The sequence below is a fragment of the Pedobacter ginsengisoli genome (assembly GCF_002736205.1).
Classification (GTDB): domain Bacteria; phylum Bacteroidota; class Bacteroidia; order Sphingobacteriales; family Sphingobacteriaceae; genus Pedobacter; species Pedobacter ginsengisoli_A.
The window spans coordinates 2834377-2851945 of sequence record NZ_CP024091.1 but is presented as its reverse complement, the minus strand read 5'-3'; the positions used below and the strand labels follow the sequence as shown (position 1 = coordinate 2851945).

The window sequence follows — 17569 nt, the reverse complement described above, 5'->3', positions numbered from 1 at the left end:
GAAAATGAGTAAGTATAATTTAGATTATTTAGACGAATTAGAGGCCGAGGCAATTCACATTTTACGTGAAGTTGCAGGGCAATTTGAAAAGCCGGCCCTGTTGTTTTCGGGAGGTAAGGATTCTATTACACTGGTACGTTTGGCTGAAAAGGCTTTCAGACCTGGTAAATTTCCTTTCCCTTTGGTGCATATTGACACTGGACACAACTTTGAGGAAACCATCACCTACAGAGATAAAATGATTGAACGCATTGGCGAAAAGCTAATTGTTGGTTCAGTTCAGGATTCTATAGATCAGGGCAAAGTGGTAGAGCAGAAAGGTAAAAATGCAAGTAGAAATTCTTTGCAAACGGTTACACTTTTGGATACTATTGCTGCTCACGGTTTTGATGCCTGTATTGGCGGTGCCCGCAGAGATGAAGAAAAAGCCCGTGCTAAAGAGCGTATCTTTTCGGTAAGGGATGAGTTTGGACAATGGGATCCAAAACGTCAGCGTCCGGAGTTGTGGAATATCTATAACGGAAAGATCCACAAAGGCGAAAACGTTCGTGTTTTCCCTATCAGTAACTGGACTGAGCTTGATGTTTGGAATTACATTCGTCGTGAGAATATTGAACTTCCTTCTATTTATTTTGCTCATGAAAGGGATGTAATTACGCGAAATGGTCAGTTAATGGCGGCTTCTCCATTCTTAAATATGGACGAAGAGGATATTGTTGAACACAAAAAAGTGCGTTTCCGTACAGTTGGAGATATGAGCTGTACTGCAGCAGTTGAGTCGGATGCCGATCAGCTGGACGATATCATTGCTGAAATCAGCGCATCAAAGATTAGTGAACGCGGAGCCCGCATGGACGATAAAGTGTCGGAAGCTGCAATGGAAGACCGCAAAAAAGGAGGATACTTTTAATGAACTTACTTAAATTTTTTACAGCCGGTAGTGTTGATGATGGTAAAAGCACACTTATTGGAAGGCTGTTATATGATACCGATTCCATTTTAGCCGATCAGCTAGAGGCTTTACAGCAATCTAACCGTAAAAACGATGATGGATCAATTGATCTTGCTATTTTAACAGACGGCTTAAGGGCCGAAAGAGAGCAGGGGATTACCATTGATGTGGCTTATAAATATTTTCAGACCGATAAACGTAAGTTTATCATAGCTGATACCCCGGGTCATATTCAGTATACCCGTAACATGATTACAGGTGCATCTACTGCCAAACTTGCCATCATTTTAATTGATGCACGTAATGGTGTGATTGAGCAGACCATCAGACATTCTTACCTGGTTTCTTTATTAGGTATTGAGCATGTTGTAGTGTGCTTAAACAAAATGGATATGGTAGATTTTAGTGAGGATGTATTTAATGCCATTACCGATAAGTATAAAGCTCTTGCCGCTAACTTAAGTTTAAAGGATGTTACTTTTATTCCTATTAGTGCCTTAAAAGGTGATAACGTAGTTAATGAATCGGAACATATGCCTTGGTATAAAGGCCAGAGCTTGCTTCATTTCCTGGAGAATGTTGATGTAGAGACTGGCCCTGATTATAATCTTGCCCGTATGCCTGTGCAGTGGGTGGTTAGGCCTCAAACAGATGAACTTCATGATTACAGAGGTTATGCTGGTCGTGTGCTTAGTGGTTCATTTAATGTAAACGATAAAGTAACTGTGTTGCCTTCTGGTACCAGCTCAGTTATTGAACGTATTGAAGTATTTGATCAAACTCCTTCTGAAGTACATGCAGGCCAGTCGGTAACCATTCACCTGAAAGATAATATAGATATTAGTCGCGGAGATGTATTGGTGAATTCCGATCACTTACCTCAACATTCTCAGCTGATTGAAGCTGATGTATGCTGGATGGATAAGCGCCCTCTTGATGAGAGTATTACTTATTTGTTGCAACACAATAGCAAGGTTACTAAGTGTAAAGTTCGTGAGATCATCCACAAAGTGGATATCAACACCCTTGAAAAACAGGAAGCTTACGACTTTAAATTAAACGACATAGGTCGTATAGTAATTAAAACGGCTGATGCGCTTGCGTTTGACTTTTACACGGATAATAAGGCTAATGGCGCTGCTATTTTAATAGACAGCAGAACTAATTTAACTGTAGCTGCTTTGATGTTCAGAGCTGTAGCAGATTAGATTTCTTGTTTGCTTTTGAAAAAAATCAACATACTACTCAGAGTCTGGAATCTTTTGCCCTGAAAAAGGGCAAAAGTTCCTAGGTCTCTTCGCAGTACAATTGATTTTTTCTAGACGCTTAACTTGGCAAATGTTACTTTCTAATCCAGATTCCCCTCAAATAAATTTGTCCTATCTCTATTTTACTCTCTCAATTTCCTTTCTCTACCCTCTCTTTCTCTCCTCTATCCCTTTATTTTTCCTCCCTATAAATTCAATAAAAATATTGGTGCGTAGTTTTGCACTTAGAAAAAAATGGATATGCTATGAAGAGCCCTAGGAATCATTTAAGCTTCTTCAGCGTAACTTATTCCAGACTCTGAATAGTATGCCATTTTTTTAAAAACTACCCGCCATCATTTTTATTAAATTTTTTTCCTTTAATTATTTGCTTTCCCTATTGGAATCGCTAATTTGAGAGTGATTTTTAAAACCTCAAATTATGGAAATTATACACCTTAGTGCCGAATGCTATCCTATTGCTAAAGTAGGTGGTTTGGGGGATGTTGTTGGTGCTTTACCTAAGTATCAAAATAAGCTTGGGCATGTAGCCAAGGTTGTTATGCCGGCCTACCAGACCCGATTTATGCAAGAAAATGAGTTTGAAGTGGTGTATGATGGCTGGAGTAAACTGGGCTTCCATAACTTTCCTGTAAGAATTTTTAGAGAGAAAACCAATAAACTTGGGTTTGATCTTTATCTGGTACACATTTCTGGCCTTATGGACCGGGAAAAAGTTTACGGTTATGACGACGATACAGAACGCTTTTTAGCCTACCAGATATCTGTTTTAGATTGGATTTCACAATGGGAGCATCGTCCTGATGTAGTACACTGTCATGATCACCATACCGGATTGGTGCCTTTTATGATGGCTTATTGCCAGCAGTTTAGGAATATAAGTAATGTACCAACCATATTAACCATTCACAATGCACAATATCAGGGGCAGTTTGGCTGGGATAAACTTCATTACATTCCACCTTTCGACTTATGGAAGTCAGGCCAGCTTGATTGGAGAGGTGCTATTAATCCTCTGGCATCAGCAATAAAATGTTCATGGAGGGTAACTACCGTATCTCCAAGTTATCTTGATGAAATAAGCTTCAGGGCAAACGGACTGGAAGATTTGCTGGCGCAAGAGAGAGGTAAATCTGTAGGTATACTAAATGGTATTGACAATGACGTTTGGAATCCCGCTACTGATACTATGCTGGAAAAGCAATTTTCAATTAAAACAGTAGAGGCCGGAAAACAAGCAAACAAAGCAGCACTTTGCAGTGTTTTTAATCTTGATCCGGATAAACCTTTGTATACTTTTATTGGCAGATTGGTTGGAGAAAAAGGAGCAGATTTATTGCCGGATATATTTTACAACGCTTTGCATCAGGCAAACGGCGATATAAATGTGCTGGTTCTGGGCTCTGGCGATCCGCAGGTTGAAGGAAGACTTAACCATTTAAAAGATGTTTTTCCTGGAAATTACAACGCATATATAGGGTATAATGAACAGCTTTCTCATCAAATATATGCAGGAGCAGACTTTTTGCTTATGCCAAGTAGGGTAGAACCTTGTGGGTTAAACCAGATGTACGCTTTAAGATATGGTACAATACCTATTGTAAGGCGTATCGGGGGACTTAAAGATACTGTAATAGATATAGGTGATAACGGTTTTGGATTGTGTCATGACCAAACCAGCGTATGGGATGTAAACCATGCAATGGGGCGTGCATATGAATTGTACCTGGATAAGAAAAAAGTAAAAGAAATTCGTAAGTTTATGATGCAGCTCGATCATTCCTGGGATAATGCAGCACAACAATATATTGATCTTTACCAAATTTAAATATGAATGAACATGACTGACAAAGTATTGGGTGTAATTCTTGGCGGCGGCCAGGGCTCTAGGTTAGCCCCTCTTACACAAACTCGCTCTAAACCTGCTGTGCCTATTGCAGGGAAATACAGATTGGTTGATATTCCAATCTCCAATTGCTTAAACTCGGGTATACACCGCATGTTTGTTTTAACGCAGTTTAATTCTGCATCTTTAAATAAGCACATTAAAAACACTTATCACTTTAGTCATTTTAGTCTGGCCTTTGTTGATATTCTTGCTGCCGAGCAAACACCTGATAATCCGACGTGGTTTCAGGGAACAGCTGATGCAGTAAGACAAACAATGCATCACCTGTTGAATCATGACTTTGAATATGTGTTGATCCTTTCAGGAGATCAGTTGTATCAAATGGATTTTAAGCAGATGGTACAGGCGCATATAGACAGCGGCGTTCAGGTTACGCTTGCAACTATTCCTGTAAATGCTAAGGATGCTCCTGATTTCGGGATACTTAAGGCTAATGAACAGAATATCATTACTTCATTCATTGAAAAGCCAAAAACAAATCTGCAAGACTGGGTTTCAGATACCGGTCCGGAAATGCATGCCGAAGGTCGCGATTATCTGGCCTCTATGGGTATTTACATTTTTAATAAGGATCTTTTAATCAAGATTTTCGCAGAAAATGAGGATGAGAAAGATTTTGGAAAAGAGATTATCCCAAGAATGCTTACTGAGTACGATGTATTAAGTTATCAATATGAAGGCTACTGGACCGATATAGGTAATATATCATCATTCTTTGAAGCCAACCTCGGTTTAACGGATGATATTCCTAAATTCAATTTGTTCGATAGCGGTCATAGCATCTTTACACGCGCTCGTATGCTGCCTCCATCAAAGATATTAGGAACCACTTTAGATAAGGCCATTATTGCTGAGGGCTGTATTTTAGAAGCAGAAAGTATAAAGCATGCCGTAATTGGTATCAGGTCAAGAATTGGAGTTGGTACTCATATTGAAAGCTGTTATATTATGGGTAGCGATAAATATCAAACCCTGATAGAAATAGAAAAGGAGAAAGGAACAAAACCACTTATTGGAATTGGCGATAACTGTAAAATTGTTAATGCAATAATTGATAAGAACAGCAGGATAGGCGACAATGTGCAGATTATTGGTGGCGCTCATTTACCTGATGGCGACCATGCACTTTATACTGTTAAGGATGGTATCGTAGTAGTGAAAAAAGGTGCTGTTATACCAGATGGAACGGTAATTTAATTATTGATATTTAAACACCAGAGAAAAGGTAGTTTTTTCGAAAGGAACCGAAGTTACTTCTAAACTTCCCTGGTGCATTTTCATAATGTTTCGGGTAATGGTTAAGCCAATACCCGAACCATTTTTTCTGGTGGTAAAGAATGGCACAAAAATCTTCTCTAATAGCTCCGGCTCAATGCCTTTGCCATTATCGCTAACCTCAAAATATAACTTGTTCTGATCTAGTCTGTAGCTAATCTCAATAACAGATTGCTCTGCAACACTCTCAAGTGCATATATGCTATTGGTAACCAGATTTATCAACGCCTGCTCTATCAGTTTCAGATCTATGTTTATACTAATCTTCGAGGATGTTTGGTCAACCTTAAGGATGATATTTCTGCCACTGGCAAAAGGTTGCATCAACACTTTAATGTGCTGTAGTATTTCGCCAATGGTATGGTAGTGCAAGTCAGGTGTAGGCAGTTCAGCTATTAAACGATAATCTTTTACGAAATCTAACAAACCTTCTGATCTTCTCCTGATGGTCTTGATTGCAGGTTTTAGATCTTCCAGTTCATCAGAATCTAGACTCTGTTTATTAGCAATCATACCATCAACCGTGTTAGAAAGTGAGCTGATAGGGGTAATGGAATTCAGTATTTCATGTGATATAACACCAATAAGCCTGTTCCACGCTTCTGATTCTTTTTGCTCAATCTCGTCCTTAATGTTTTGGAAAGATATTATGGTATAATCCGTATTGTATAAATTTAATGGGATCACTTCTGTTGATAGCTGGATAAGTTTGTCCTGTATTTTAAGTTCCATAAAGCGCTTTCCTCCCTTACCAATAGATTCTATCTCGGTAGAAAATTGAGGAATATGCTGGCTTAGCCTGTGCCAGTATTTGTAAGCGGGTACATTTAATAATTGGCTGGCTGCCTGGTTAAAGAATACTATTTCTTCATGTTTGGTATCTTCTCTATCGTCTTTTATTACAATTACGCCTACGGGTACCTGTTCAAGGATAGTTTTAATGAGCTGAAACATGGAATCTTTTTCGAGCTGTATATCCTTCTGAACTTGTATAATGTCATTAAATGACTCATATAATTCAGGGAAACTTCCTTTTGTCGCTTTGTTTTTGAAGTTTAAAGTATTATCGCGTGTTTTTACAGCCAGAATAAACCTATTGATGTCGTCCCTGATCTGGTTAATGTAATAGTAAAGGCTCAGCATTGTACCAATCAGAATAATGCCTAAACCAATTATTGTAAACCATAGTTCAGTTTTTTTGATTAGATAAAATAACAGGACAGCCAAGGCATTAATAACCACCAGGCGACTTATTAAACGAAAGGTAAAGCGGTTATAAAACATTATAAGTCAAATTTTTCTATACGTCTGTAAAGTGCTGCACGCGTTAGTCCAAGATCAGCAGCGGCTCTGGATATGTTCCCTTTATGTTTATCTATTGCTTTTTGCACCATTAGTTTTTCCATTTCTTCCAATCCCATATCTGATTGGATAGGTGCAGTGCCACCAAACTTCTGCGGACTGAGTTGCAGGTCGTTTACCCCAATTTTAAGGCTATCAGACATAATTACTGCTCGCTCTACTACATGCTGTAATTCGCGAACGTTACCGGGCCAGTGGTAGTTTAGTAACATACTTTCGGCCTTGGCTTCAAAATCAATAATGCTTTTATGGTATTTTGTACTAAAAGTATTTAAGAAATGGTTGGCTAGTAGCAGAATATCATCTCCACGTTGCGCCAGTCCTGGTAAAAGTAGCTCAACGGTATTTATTCTGAAAAGTAAATCCTGACGGAATGTGCCCTTTGAAACCATCTCATTAAGAGGCATATTGGTTGCCGTGATAAGGCGTACATTGATTTTTCTTTCTTTGCTTTCGCCCAAACGGTTAACTGTGCGGTTCTGAATTACACTTAACAGCTTGGCCTGTAATGGTAATGATAGGTTGCCAATCTCATCCAGAAATATTGTTCCACCTTCGGCCATTTCAAATCTTCCTGGTTTATCATCCTTTGCATCTGTAAAAGCACCTTTGGCATAGCCGAATAACTCGCTTTCGAATAGGTTCTCATTTAATGAACCAAGGTCTACATGCATAAAAATCTGATTCTTTCTGTGCGAAAGTTTGTGTAATTCATAAGCAAACACTTGTTTCCCTGTTCCATTCTCTCCCAGAATCAAAACATTGGCATCTGTAGGTGCCACTTTTACCAATGTGTTTTGCAGATGTTTTATGGGCTCAGAATTTCCTACAATGTTTTCAAACTGACGGTTAATATCCTTTTGCAATGAGGAATGAATCCTTTCCAGCTTCTTTACCTTTTTATTAGATTGCCTTAATCTGGATGCAGCAGATAAGGTTGCAAACAGCTTTTCATTTTCCCATGGCTTTAAAATGAAATCTGTAGCACCTTTTTTAATAGCCTGAACAGCAAGTTCAACATTGCCATAGGCAGTCATTAATATTACTACATAGTCTTTATCTATAGATAGGATATGTTCCAACCAGTAAATTCCTTCACGACCATCACTTGCTCCCTTTTGGTAATTCATATCGAGCAAGATAATATCAACTTCATTACGGCTAAGTAATACATTAATTTCTTTAGGTGATTTGCAAGTGATTACCTGATTAAAATGCTGCTTTAAAAATAATCTTGCACTTAAAAGGATATCATCATCATCATCATCAATGACTAAAACGGTTGCATCTATCATTGTAATAAAAGGTTTGTTAATCAAAAGTAGTAAAAGTGTTCGATGATGTACATTGAGTGTCCGATTATGAACATGTTTTGTTTTGTGATATATTTAATTATTTGATTTACAGCTGTATAAAAGCTATTTTTCTTGTTGGCATATACTTGGCTTAGCAGTAAGTGTTAAGCGTAAAAAACAAAATGGATAAGAAAATAGAGAAAAAGAGATTCAATAAAAAAACCATTCTGATGTTGGTAGGAGGGGCAATTTTTGTGGGTCTTGTTGCATATGGTTACAGTTTGTCACTAAATAAAGTTTACAAAGCCGATCCTGATAAAATCACTATCAACAAAGTGCTTTATGGAGATTTTGAAGATGTGGTTTTACTAAATACCAGCGTTGTTCCTTTAACCTCTGTGATTGTTAGCTCACCAGAGGGGGGGACTGTTGCTGAGATTTTTACTGAAAATGGTGCTAGTGTGGTAAAGGGGACACCTCTTTTAAGAATAACCAATCCTAATGCATTGTCAAATTACACCTCTAGCGAAACCAGTATAATTGAACAGATTAATCAGTTGCGTAAGCTTAGGCTTGATCTGGAGCAGAACCAAAGAGTAATGAGCCAGGATATGATGGAAATTGAGAACAGTTTAAGAACGGCAAGCCGTAAGTACAAAATAGATAGCGTATTGTTCTCAAAAAAGGTGATCACCTTGCAGGAGTTTAATATATCAAGTCAGGATTACGAATACTATCAGGGTCGTAAAAAAATACTAAGAGAGGCTGTAAAGCAAGAAAACCAAAGTCGAACGATGCAACTAAAACAAATAGATTTCTCTATTGGCAGAATGAACGAAAGTTTAGAAACCATTAGACAGAATATAGAAAATATGACCATCAAGGCACCTGTTGCCGGCCGTTTATCATCTTATGATCCGGTAACAGGTAAGTCATATAATGCAAATGAAATGCTGGGTAAAATTGATGTGTTGCAAGGCTATAAATTACAGGCAGGTGTTGATGAATATTATATTAATAGAGTAAAAGAAGGACAATCTGCAAATTGTGAGTTCAATGGAAAAACATACCGTTTAACAGTTAAAAAAGTGATCCCAGAGGTAACGGCCGGTCAGTTCCAGATAGAGTTAACATTTGATGGTGCATCGCCAGAGGGGTTAAGAAGAGGCTTGTCGTTACAGGTAAAACTAACCTTGTCAGATAATAGTAAATCGCTGTTGCTTGCACAGGGTCAATTTTTCCAAAGCACTGGTGGTTCATGGGCGTTTGTGATTAAAGACGGAAAAGCAACAAAAAGAAATATAAAGATTGGACGTAAAAATCACCTGTATTATGAGGTACTGGAAGGGCTGCAAAAGAATGAGGAGGTAATTACTTCATCTTATGATCAGTTCAATCAGTATGATATAATTGAAGTTAGTAAATAGAAATTAGTTTAGTTTTAGTTTAGTTGAATGAGAAAGGTTTTCTCTGATCTGTGCGAGGAACAGAGAAACCTTCTTATCATTAAAAATGAAAACCATAAAATAGACAACACGATAAAAATATAACCATGATAAAAATTGAGAATCTGGAAAAAGTTTACAAAACTGAAGAAATAGAAACAACTGCCTTAAATGGCATTAATCTACATGTTAAAGAAGGTGAGTTTGTTTCAATAATGGGACCTTCGGGTTGTGGTAAATCTACCTTATTAAACGTAATGGGTTTACTGGATAAGCCCGAAAGTGGTAGCTATAAATTTATTGATACGGAGCTTTTGAAACTGAACGATAGAGAACGTTCTAACTTCAGAAAACGCAATATGGGATTCGTATTCCAAAACTTTAACCTGATTGATGAACTGACAGTTTTTGAAAACATTGAATTACCGCTGATCTATAACAAAGTTGCTGCCGGAGAGCGTAAGCGCCTTGTAAATGAGATTATTGAACGCATGAACATTGTAAATAGAAGCGGACATTTCCCACAACAACTCTCTGGAGGTCAGCAGCAGCGTGTTGCTGTCGCCAGAGCTTTGGTTACCAAACCAAAATTGGTATTAGCCGATGAGCCTACAGGTAATTTGGACAGCTCTCATGGTAACGAGGTTATGGAGTTGTTATGCGAGTTGAATGAAACAGGAACTACCATTGTAATGGTAACTCACTCATCGCATGATGCCAGTTTTTCTAACAGAATCATCAATTTAAAAGACGGGCATGTAATTTCTGAGAAAATAAATAAGGGCCGCACCGAGGAATTGATTTAAACAAATCCAATTTCTAAGTAATAGAGTGAATAGCTAAGAAGTACACCGATAAATATGTTTAAACTGAATTTTAAGATAGCCCTACGTAACCTTTGGAAAAACAAAGTTTATACAGCAATTAATGTCGGTGGACTTTCAATCGCTCTGGCCGCATTTATAGTAGTGATTTTATATGTTACTTATGAAACCAGTTACGATAAAGATGTGCCTAATTACGCCCGGATTTATCAGGTAGGAAGGAGCTTACCCGACTTTAAAACTGAGTATACACCCGCACCATTGGCAAAGGCGATTAAGGATCACTTCCCGGAAGTTGAGGCGGTTGGAAGAACTAAAAGTATTCCATTTGAGTTTCCAATGACTACTGATCATGGGAGGGTTTACACTACAAAAGCCCTTCAATTAGATCAGGAAACTGCTAAAATGTTCAATATTGTGCCAACAAACGGGCCTGATGAAGAAAAGGATTTAAAGTTGAATATGTATATTCCTGAGCTATTCAGAAAACAACTCTTTCCAGATCCAAAAACTACATTTCCTCAGTTTGTAATGCTTGGACCAAAAGCGGCAGCCCAACAGGAAGTTGTGAATGGAACCATTGATCGCGTTGATCAGCATTCTAACTTAAAGTTTGATATTATAGCCATTGGAAGGGATATAGCCTTTAATGATCAGGACTACGGAACCAATAATCACAATACTTACATACAGGTTAAACAGGGTACAGATGTTTTAGCGCTCGAAAAGAAAATAGATCAGCTCTATAAAAAAGAATTAATAAAAGCTGGAGTTCCAGCCAATGACAGGAGAATTGCCGGCCGTTCTGTTATTTTTTTAGATGCACTTAAGAACCTGCATTTAAAACCTATCGCAGGCAACGATACTAATTATAAAGTTGTAATGGCCCTATTAGGGCTTAGCATTCTGATCTTGATTATTGCCTGCATTAACTTTACTAACCTAAGCATTGTACTCGCTACAAAAAGAGCAAAAGAGGTTGGCATAAAAAAAGTAATGGGTGCATACCGGTTAAATTTAACCTTTCAGTTCATTGCAGAAATTTTTATGCAATGTTTTATAGCCTTGGTACTGGCATTGGTATTAGCAGAGGTTATGCTGCCTTTATTTAATAGCATTTTTAGTACACCGCTTAGTATATGGAAGGGAGTTAGCTCTTTAGCCTGGCAATTGCCTCTAATCCTGGTTATAGTTACCCTTATTTCAGGGATTTATCCATCAATGGTTTTATCAGGATACAAACCAGTGCAGGTGTTAAAAGGCAATTTTCAAACAAGTTACAAAACACTTTGGTTAAGAAATTTTCTATTGATAGGTCAATTTGGCATTGCCATTATATTTATAGTAGGGCTTCTGGTAGTAAGCAGTCAGCTTAAATACATGCGTGCAGAGGACACCGGTTTTAAGCCTGATCAGGTTCTATATATAAAAAATATTGTGTTGTTTAGAGATCCTGCATCGTTTGAGCCTCTTCGTGAAAAAATAACTAAAATACCAGGAGTAAACAATGTTACCATCTCATCAAACTTACCAGACGGAAGTAAGCCTGGAACTAATACTTATAAAGTAGATGGGAAAGAGGCAACAATTGATTTTATTTTTACCGACTACAATTATTTTGAAACCCTTGGTATAGAATTAAAAGAGGGGCGTTTCTTTTCAAAGGAATTTAAATCTGATGAAGAGAATGGGGCTATAATAAATGAAACTGCAGTGGCACGTTATGGCCTTGTTAATCCTATTGGAAAAACCATACACGGTTGCGGTATGGATTATAAAATTGTGGGCGTAATCAAAGATTTTAAATCTCAGGGATTTGAACGTGCCGTAGATCCAACTATATATACTGTAAAAAACCCTTGTAGCTTTAGTAAAGATAAGATTCTGATTAATGTTGATCAAAGCAGAATGTCATTGGTTATTGCTGAATTAAAGAAGCAATGGCCTGATATCAATAAAACAGATGGTGATGATTTTCGTTATGAGTTTGTAAACGAACTTTACGGCCGATTATTTAAAAAACAAGAACAATTACAATCGGTATTCCTTTTTGCTGCTACACTAACCATTTTTATAGCGCTACTTGGTCTTTTTGCATTTTCTGCATTTACAATAGCTAGTAGGGTTAAAGAAATTTCTATTAGAAAGATATTAGGTGCTACAGATTTCGATGTTTACAGGCTGCTTAATTCTTATTTCGTTTGGATTGTACTTGTAGCCAATTTAATTGCATGGCCAGCGGCCTATTTGTTAGCAAGAAAGTGGCTGGATACTTTCGCTTATCGTATAGAAATGCCGCTGATTCCATTTATTACAGCTGCGGCTATATCCACCATTATTACTGTACTTACAGTAAGTATTCAAGCCAGAAAAGCAGTGAGAACAAATCCTGCTGTTGCATTAAAATATGAATAACCTTAAATAATATACCATGTTCAAACTTAATCTGAAAATAGCCCTACGTAACCTCTGGAAACATAAAACTTCATCAATAATTAATGTTGTTGGTTTGGCTATCGGCCTTGCTTCGTGTCTCTTATTGCTACTATATGTATCGTATGAGTGGAGTTTTGATAAGCAATTTAAGGGTTCTGAGAAGGTTTATCAGGTAATGACCAATTTTGTAGATGCCAAGGGTAACATAAAAGGAACAGTAGACCTTACAAGTAATGCAATTGCACAGGTAATAAAACAAGAAGTTCCTGATGTTGAAGCAATTAGCCGTATCAGTAATAACGGACAACAGCTAATCGCAAATGGGGAGAACAGCTTTAAAAAAGAATCTAAATACGCTGATCCGGATATTCTTAAAATATTTAATTACGATTTTATAGCAGGTAATCCGCTAACTGCTTTAAATACGCCTCACTCTGTTGTTTTAACGGAGCGGATGGCAAAACTACTGTTTAAGGATGGAGATGCACTAAACAAATCAATACGTTATAATAACGAAGTAGATTTAAAGGTTACGGGGATTATTAAAGACTTGCCTGCCAATAGATCAATTACATTTGACTTTTTGATGCCCTGGTCTTTGTTTGAAACACTTTCTGATTGGGTAAAAAGACCCGATTGGGGCAATTACAACTGGCAAACAGTAGTTTCTGTAAATGAGCAGGCCAATATTCCTTTAATAAATTCAAAAATGAAGGGAATAATAAAAAAGAACGGTGTAGATGCAACCGATGAGTCTTTTATATTTAAGTTATCCGACAGGCACTTGTTCGGGAAATTTGTGAATGGGAAAAGTGTAGGTGGTGATATTGAACGCATTTACCTGTTTATCGCATTAGCTTTTGGTATTCTACTGATTGCCTGTATCAACTTTATGAACATGGCAACTGCTAAGTCAGAAAGAAGGGCAAAAGAAGTGGGGATTAAAAAAACAATAGGGGCGAGCAGGGCCTCTTTAATTTCCCAATTCTTAACAGAATCTGTTCTGCTAACTATTATTAGTGTATTGATTGCTATTGTATTGGTCGAAATTCTGCTGCCAACATTTAATAACCTGCTTAATATTGAACTTAGTATTGATTATTACAGTAGTGGGTATTGGATAGGTATTTTAAGTGTGATTCTATTAACAGGATTGTTGTCCGGAAGTTATCCTGCATTATACCTTTCTGCTTTTAATCCTATACAAACACTTAAAAGAAAAATTACAAGAACAAAAGTTATCCCTGTTAGTTTAAGACAGGTATTGGTTATTGGTCAGTTTAGTTTCGCAATTATCCTGATTATTGCCACCCTCGTTATTTATAAACAAGTTCAGTTTATCAAAAACAGGCCCGTAGGTTATGATCTAAATCTTTTGGCCGAGATGCCACAGGAAGGTGAATTGGGAAAGAAGTTTGATCTTTTTAAGACCGAACTATTAAAATCTGGTGCAGTTACAGCATTATGTCAATCATCAGGAAGCTTATCCAATAGCGGTTCTAGTTTTTGGAATTTCGAATGGCCTGGAATGACCAAAGCCGATAAAGATGTAATTTTTAATCAGATTGCTACTACCTATGATTTTACCAAAACAAACGGAATACAAATGATTTCAGGGCGTGATTTCTCTAAATCATTTGCATCAGATACTGCCGCATTAATGTTAAGCAGTACAGCTGTGAAATTGATGGGACTTAAAAATCCAATTGGTACACCTGTAAAATATCATGGAAATGATTTTACTGTTGTTGGCGTATTTAAAGATTTTATTTGGGGCTCTCCATACTATACAGATCGGCCAATGGTAGTAGCTTTTAGTCAGGGTTGGGGTGGTCAGATCACCATGCGCCTTAATCCTAACAACAGCTTATCTAAAAATGTTGAATTAATAGCACAGGTAGCCAAGCAAATAAATCCTGCTTACCCTGTTGATTTGAAGTTTGTTAATGATCTGTATGCAACTAAGCTGCAAGGAGAAAAAGTACTTGGTATTTTGTCAAACTTATTTGGTGGCCTGGCTATATTTATATCTTGTCTGGGCTTATTTGGTCTGGCAGCATATAGCGCAGAGCAGCGCACCAAGGAATTTGGTGTGCGTAAGGTTCTGGGTGCTTCGGTGGCCAGTATTATGCAATTACTCTCAGTATCGTTTATGAAAATGATTTTGGCAGCGGTTATAATAGGTGTACCAATAGCCTACTATTTAATGAATAAATGGCTGGGGCATTTTGAATTCCGCACTGCGATTTCCTGGTGGGTTATTGTAGCAGCAGTATTTGGTACAACTGTAATCGCCTTTTTAACTGTAAGCTTTCAGGCTTACAAAGCTGCAAAAGCTAACCCTGTTGACGCATTAAAATATGAATAACCTAAATCAGCTCTAATATGTTTAAACTGAATTTAAAAATTGCATTACGAAACCTTTGGAAAAACAAGGGCTTTACGCTTATAAATATTGGTGGCTTGGGCATAGGACTGGCCAGTTGTATGATCTTATTGCTTTATGTTGCTTATGAGTGGGGGTATGATAAGCAATTTACAAACTACGATAAAACCTATATAGTTTATAACAATCAGAAAACACCTACAGAAACTTTCAGCTTTGCTGCTACTCCCGGAGTTTTGGCTGATGAGGCAAAACAAACTGTTCCTGGAATAGAAAAGATTGCAAGGTTAGATTATCCAACGGATAGGTTAATAACTTATAAACAAAACAGCTTTAAAAAAGGAAGCGTGTTTGTAGATGCAGACTTCACCAAGATATTCGACTTAAAGGTGCTTAAAGGGAACCCCTCAGCGTTTCTGAAAAACCCTAATTCTATAATCCTTACAGAGACACTTGCAAAAAATCTTTTTGGAAATGAAGATCCTTTGAATAAGACATTGAAACTTGATAATACCGAAGAATTAAAAGTGGAGGGAGTTGTTGCCGATGTGCCAAAAAACAGCAGCATTCAATATGAATTCCTGATGCCATGGGCATTGTATGAAAAACTAAATCAATGGACGAAAGAGGCATCATGGGGTAGTAATTTTTGTTTAACATTTGTTCAATTTAAAGACAATTCTTTCTTCGAAAATGCCAATAAACAGTTTCATCGTATGATCAAATCTCATGATAAAGGCAGCAATGGTGAACTTTTCTTATACCCGTTAGCTAAGTGGCATTTGTATAGCAAGTTTGAAAATGGGGTACCTGTTGGAGGCAAAATAGACCAGTTGAAAATCTTCTTTTTACTGGCCTTTTGTATCCTCCTTATTGCTTGTGTAAACTTCATGAACTTATCAACTGCACGTTCAGAGAAAAGAGCTAAGGAGGTTGGGGTACGTAAAGCCATAGGTTCCAGCAGAAATGCACTGGTAGGCCAGTTTATGATGGAATCAATGCTTATGGCTTTAATGAGTATGCTTATTGCCTTTGTACTGATAGAGATTAGTTTGCCTTATTTTAATAGCATAATAGGAATTCAATTATCCATTGACTATAGCAATTGGCAATTTTGGGGTACACTATTTGGTTTAACAGTATTAACCGGTTTATTGTCGGGCAGTTACCCTGCATTTTATCTTTCATCTTTTGCCCCAATTAAAGTGCTTAAGGGATTTACTTTATCAGGAAGATCTTCGTTGTCTGTCCGCAAAGGTCTGGTTGTTTTTCAGTTTGTATTTGCAGCCTGTTTAATTGTTTGCACCATCGTTATCTATCAGCAATTGAATTATATTAAAAATAAACCAATTGGATACAATAAGAATAACCTGATAGAAATTCCTATACAGGGGAATTTGAAAACTCCGGCTAAAAGAGAAATACTTAAAGACCAGTTGTTGAAATCGGGTGCTGTAACATCGGTAACTAATTTTTCGCAAAGACTAACTGCCGGTGGTAATAATGGGTATGACGTAAGTTGGCCAGGTAAAAATTTAAACGATAAGATCCTGATCAATTTTAGGTTTACAAGCTATGATCTGATTAAGACAACAGCTATGGAACTGGTTGATGGGCGAGATTTTAATCCTCAGTTTGCTGATTCAACAAATGTTTTGATTAACGAGACTTTTGCAAAAATTATGGGGATGACCAAGCCTGTTGGCAGTAAGATAAAATGGGGAAATACTGATATTACTATCATTGGAGTGCTTAAGGATTATGTAATGGAATCTCCATATCAAAAAGCCAAGCCGGTTTTGATTGGTATGAGTGACGGTCCGGCAAGGTATGTTATTGCGCGCTTAAATCCAGATCAAAATGTGAGTGCATCGGTAGCTACTATAGATGATATTGTAAAGAAATTGAATCCTGAATATCCGGTGGACAGAACATTTGTAGATGATTCTTTTGAAGGTAAGTTTGCGAACGAAAAATTGCTAGGTACTTTGTCTAATTGGTTTGGTGGTTTTGCTGTCTTTATTTCTTGTTTAGGTTTGTTAGGTCTGGCCCTTTATATGGCAGAACAGCGTAAAAAAGAAATCAGTATCCGTAAAGTTTTAGGTGCCAGTAATTTTAATATACTAACATTACTAAATAAGGATTTTATAAAATTGGTAGCCATTGCTAATGTAATTGCATTTCCACTGGCTTATATCATTATTAATAAGTGGTTGTCCGGATATGAATTTAAAGTGTCCATCTCTGTTATACCATTTGCAATAGCGGCCATTTTATCCTTAATCATCGCCATACTCACGGTAAGCGTGCAATCGGTTAAAGTAGCAAAGTCCAACCCAATTGACGCTTTGAAATACGAATAATTAAGAATGTTCATTATTGTACGAGGTCTGTTCGATAATGGACATTTGTTGTTT

11 protein-coding genes are annotated in these 17569 nt (G+C 37.3%); 9 read left to right on the top strand and 2 right to left on the bottom strand.

Annotated elements, in window-relative coordinates; translation table 11 throughout:
* Positions 1-4: 4 nt before the first annotated feature.
* The 4 genes from cysD to CPT03_RS11740 all read left to right on the top strand — a co-directional run bounded on the left by cysD (position 5) and on the right by CPT03_RS11740 (position 5326).
* On the top strand, positions 5-910 hold the full coding sequence (cysD, locus tag CPT03_RS11755; protein WP_099439031.1) for a sulfate adenylyltransferase subunit CysD: 906 nt from the start codon (positions 5-7) through the stop codon (positions 908-910).
* Positions 910-2160 carry a sulfate adenylyltransferase subunit 1 gene (locus CPT03_RS11750; protein ID WP_099439030.1) on the top strand — a complete coding sequence of 417 codons (1251 nt, stop codon included), beginning with the start codon at positions 910-912 and terminating at the stop codon, positions 2158-2160. Before cysD ends, CPT03_RS11750 begins: the two co-directional genes overlap by 1 nt.
* Before the next feature lie 481 nt (positions 2161-2641).
* Complete coding sequence (locus CPT03_RS11745) at positions 2642-4048, top strand: glycogen synthase (RefSeq protein ID WP_099439029.1); 1407 nt, start codon at positions 2642-2644, stop codon at positions 4046-4048.
* A gap of 12 nt (positions 4049-4060) precedes the next feature.
* Complete coding sequence (locus CPT03_RS11740) at positions 4061-5326, top strand: glucose-1-phosphate adenylyltransferase (protein ID WP_099439028.1); 1266 nt, start codon at positions 4061-4063, stop codon at positions 5324-5326.
* On the opposite strand, the gene CPT03_RS11735 is transcribed toward CPT03_RS11740, so the two are convergent.
* Positions 5327-6688, bottom strand: coding sequence for a sensor histidine kinase (locus tag CPT03_RS11735; protein WP_099439027.1), 1362 nt, complete (start codon positions 6686-6688; stop codon positions 5327-5329).
* The gene (locus tag CPT03_RS11730; protein WP_099439026.1) at positions 6688-8061 is read right to left on the bottom strand and encodes a sigma-54-dependent transcriptional regulator; all 1374 of its coding nucleotides are present in this window, start codon (positions 8059-8061) and stop codon (positions 6688-6690) included. Before CPT03_RS11730 ends, CPT03_RS11735 begins: the two co-directional genes overlap by 1 nt.
* Positions 8062-8243: 182 nt before the next feature.
* Between CPT03_RS11730 and CPT03_RS11725 the strand changes: the two genes are divergently transcribed.
* From CPT03_RS11725 to CPT03_RS11705, 5 genes are all read left to right on the top strand, one after another.
* Entirely contained in the window at positions 8244-9488 is a 1245-nt protein-coding gene (locus CPT03_RS11725; protein WP_099439025.1) for an efflux RND transporter periplasmic adaptor subunit, read from the top strand.
* A 125-nt stretch (positions 9489-9613) separates the two neighbouring features.
* The gene (locus CPT03_RS11720) at positions 9614-10312 is read left to right on the top strand and encodes an ABC transporter ATP-binding protein (RefSeq protein WP_068890251.1); all 699 of its coding nucleotides are present in this window, start codon (positions 9614-9616) and stop codon (positions 10310-10312) included.
* A 54-nt stretch (positions 10313-10366) separates the two neighbouring features.
* Positions 10367-12745: an ABC transporter permease gene (locus CPT03_RS11715; protein ID WP_099439024.1), complete on the top strand. Its 2379-nt coding sequence runs from the start codon at positions 10367-10369 to the stop codon at positions 12743-12745.
* A 16-nt stretch (positions 12746-12761) separates the two neighbouring features.
* Complete coding sequence (locus tag CPT03_RS11710) at positions 12762-15134, top strand: ABC transporter permease (RefSeq protein WP_099439023.1); 2373 nt, start codon at positions 12762-12764, stop codon at positions 15132-15134.
* 17 nt (positions 15135-15151) lie between these two features.
* The gene (locus CPT03_RS11705) at positions 15152-17515 is read left to right on the top strand and encodes an ABC transporter permease (RefSeq protein ID WP_099439022.1); all 2364 of its coding nucleotides are present in this window, start codon (positions 15152-15154) and stop codon (positions 17513-17515) included.
* The last annotated feature ends 54 nt before the right edge of the window (positions 17516-17569 follow it).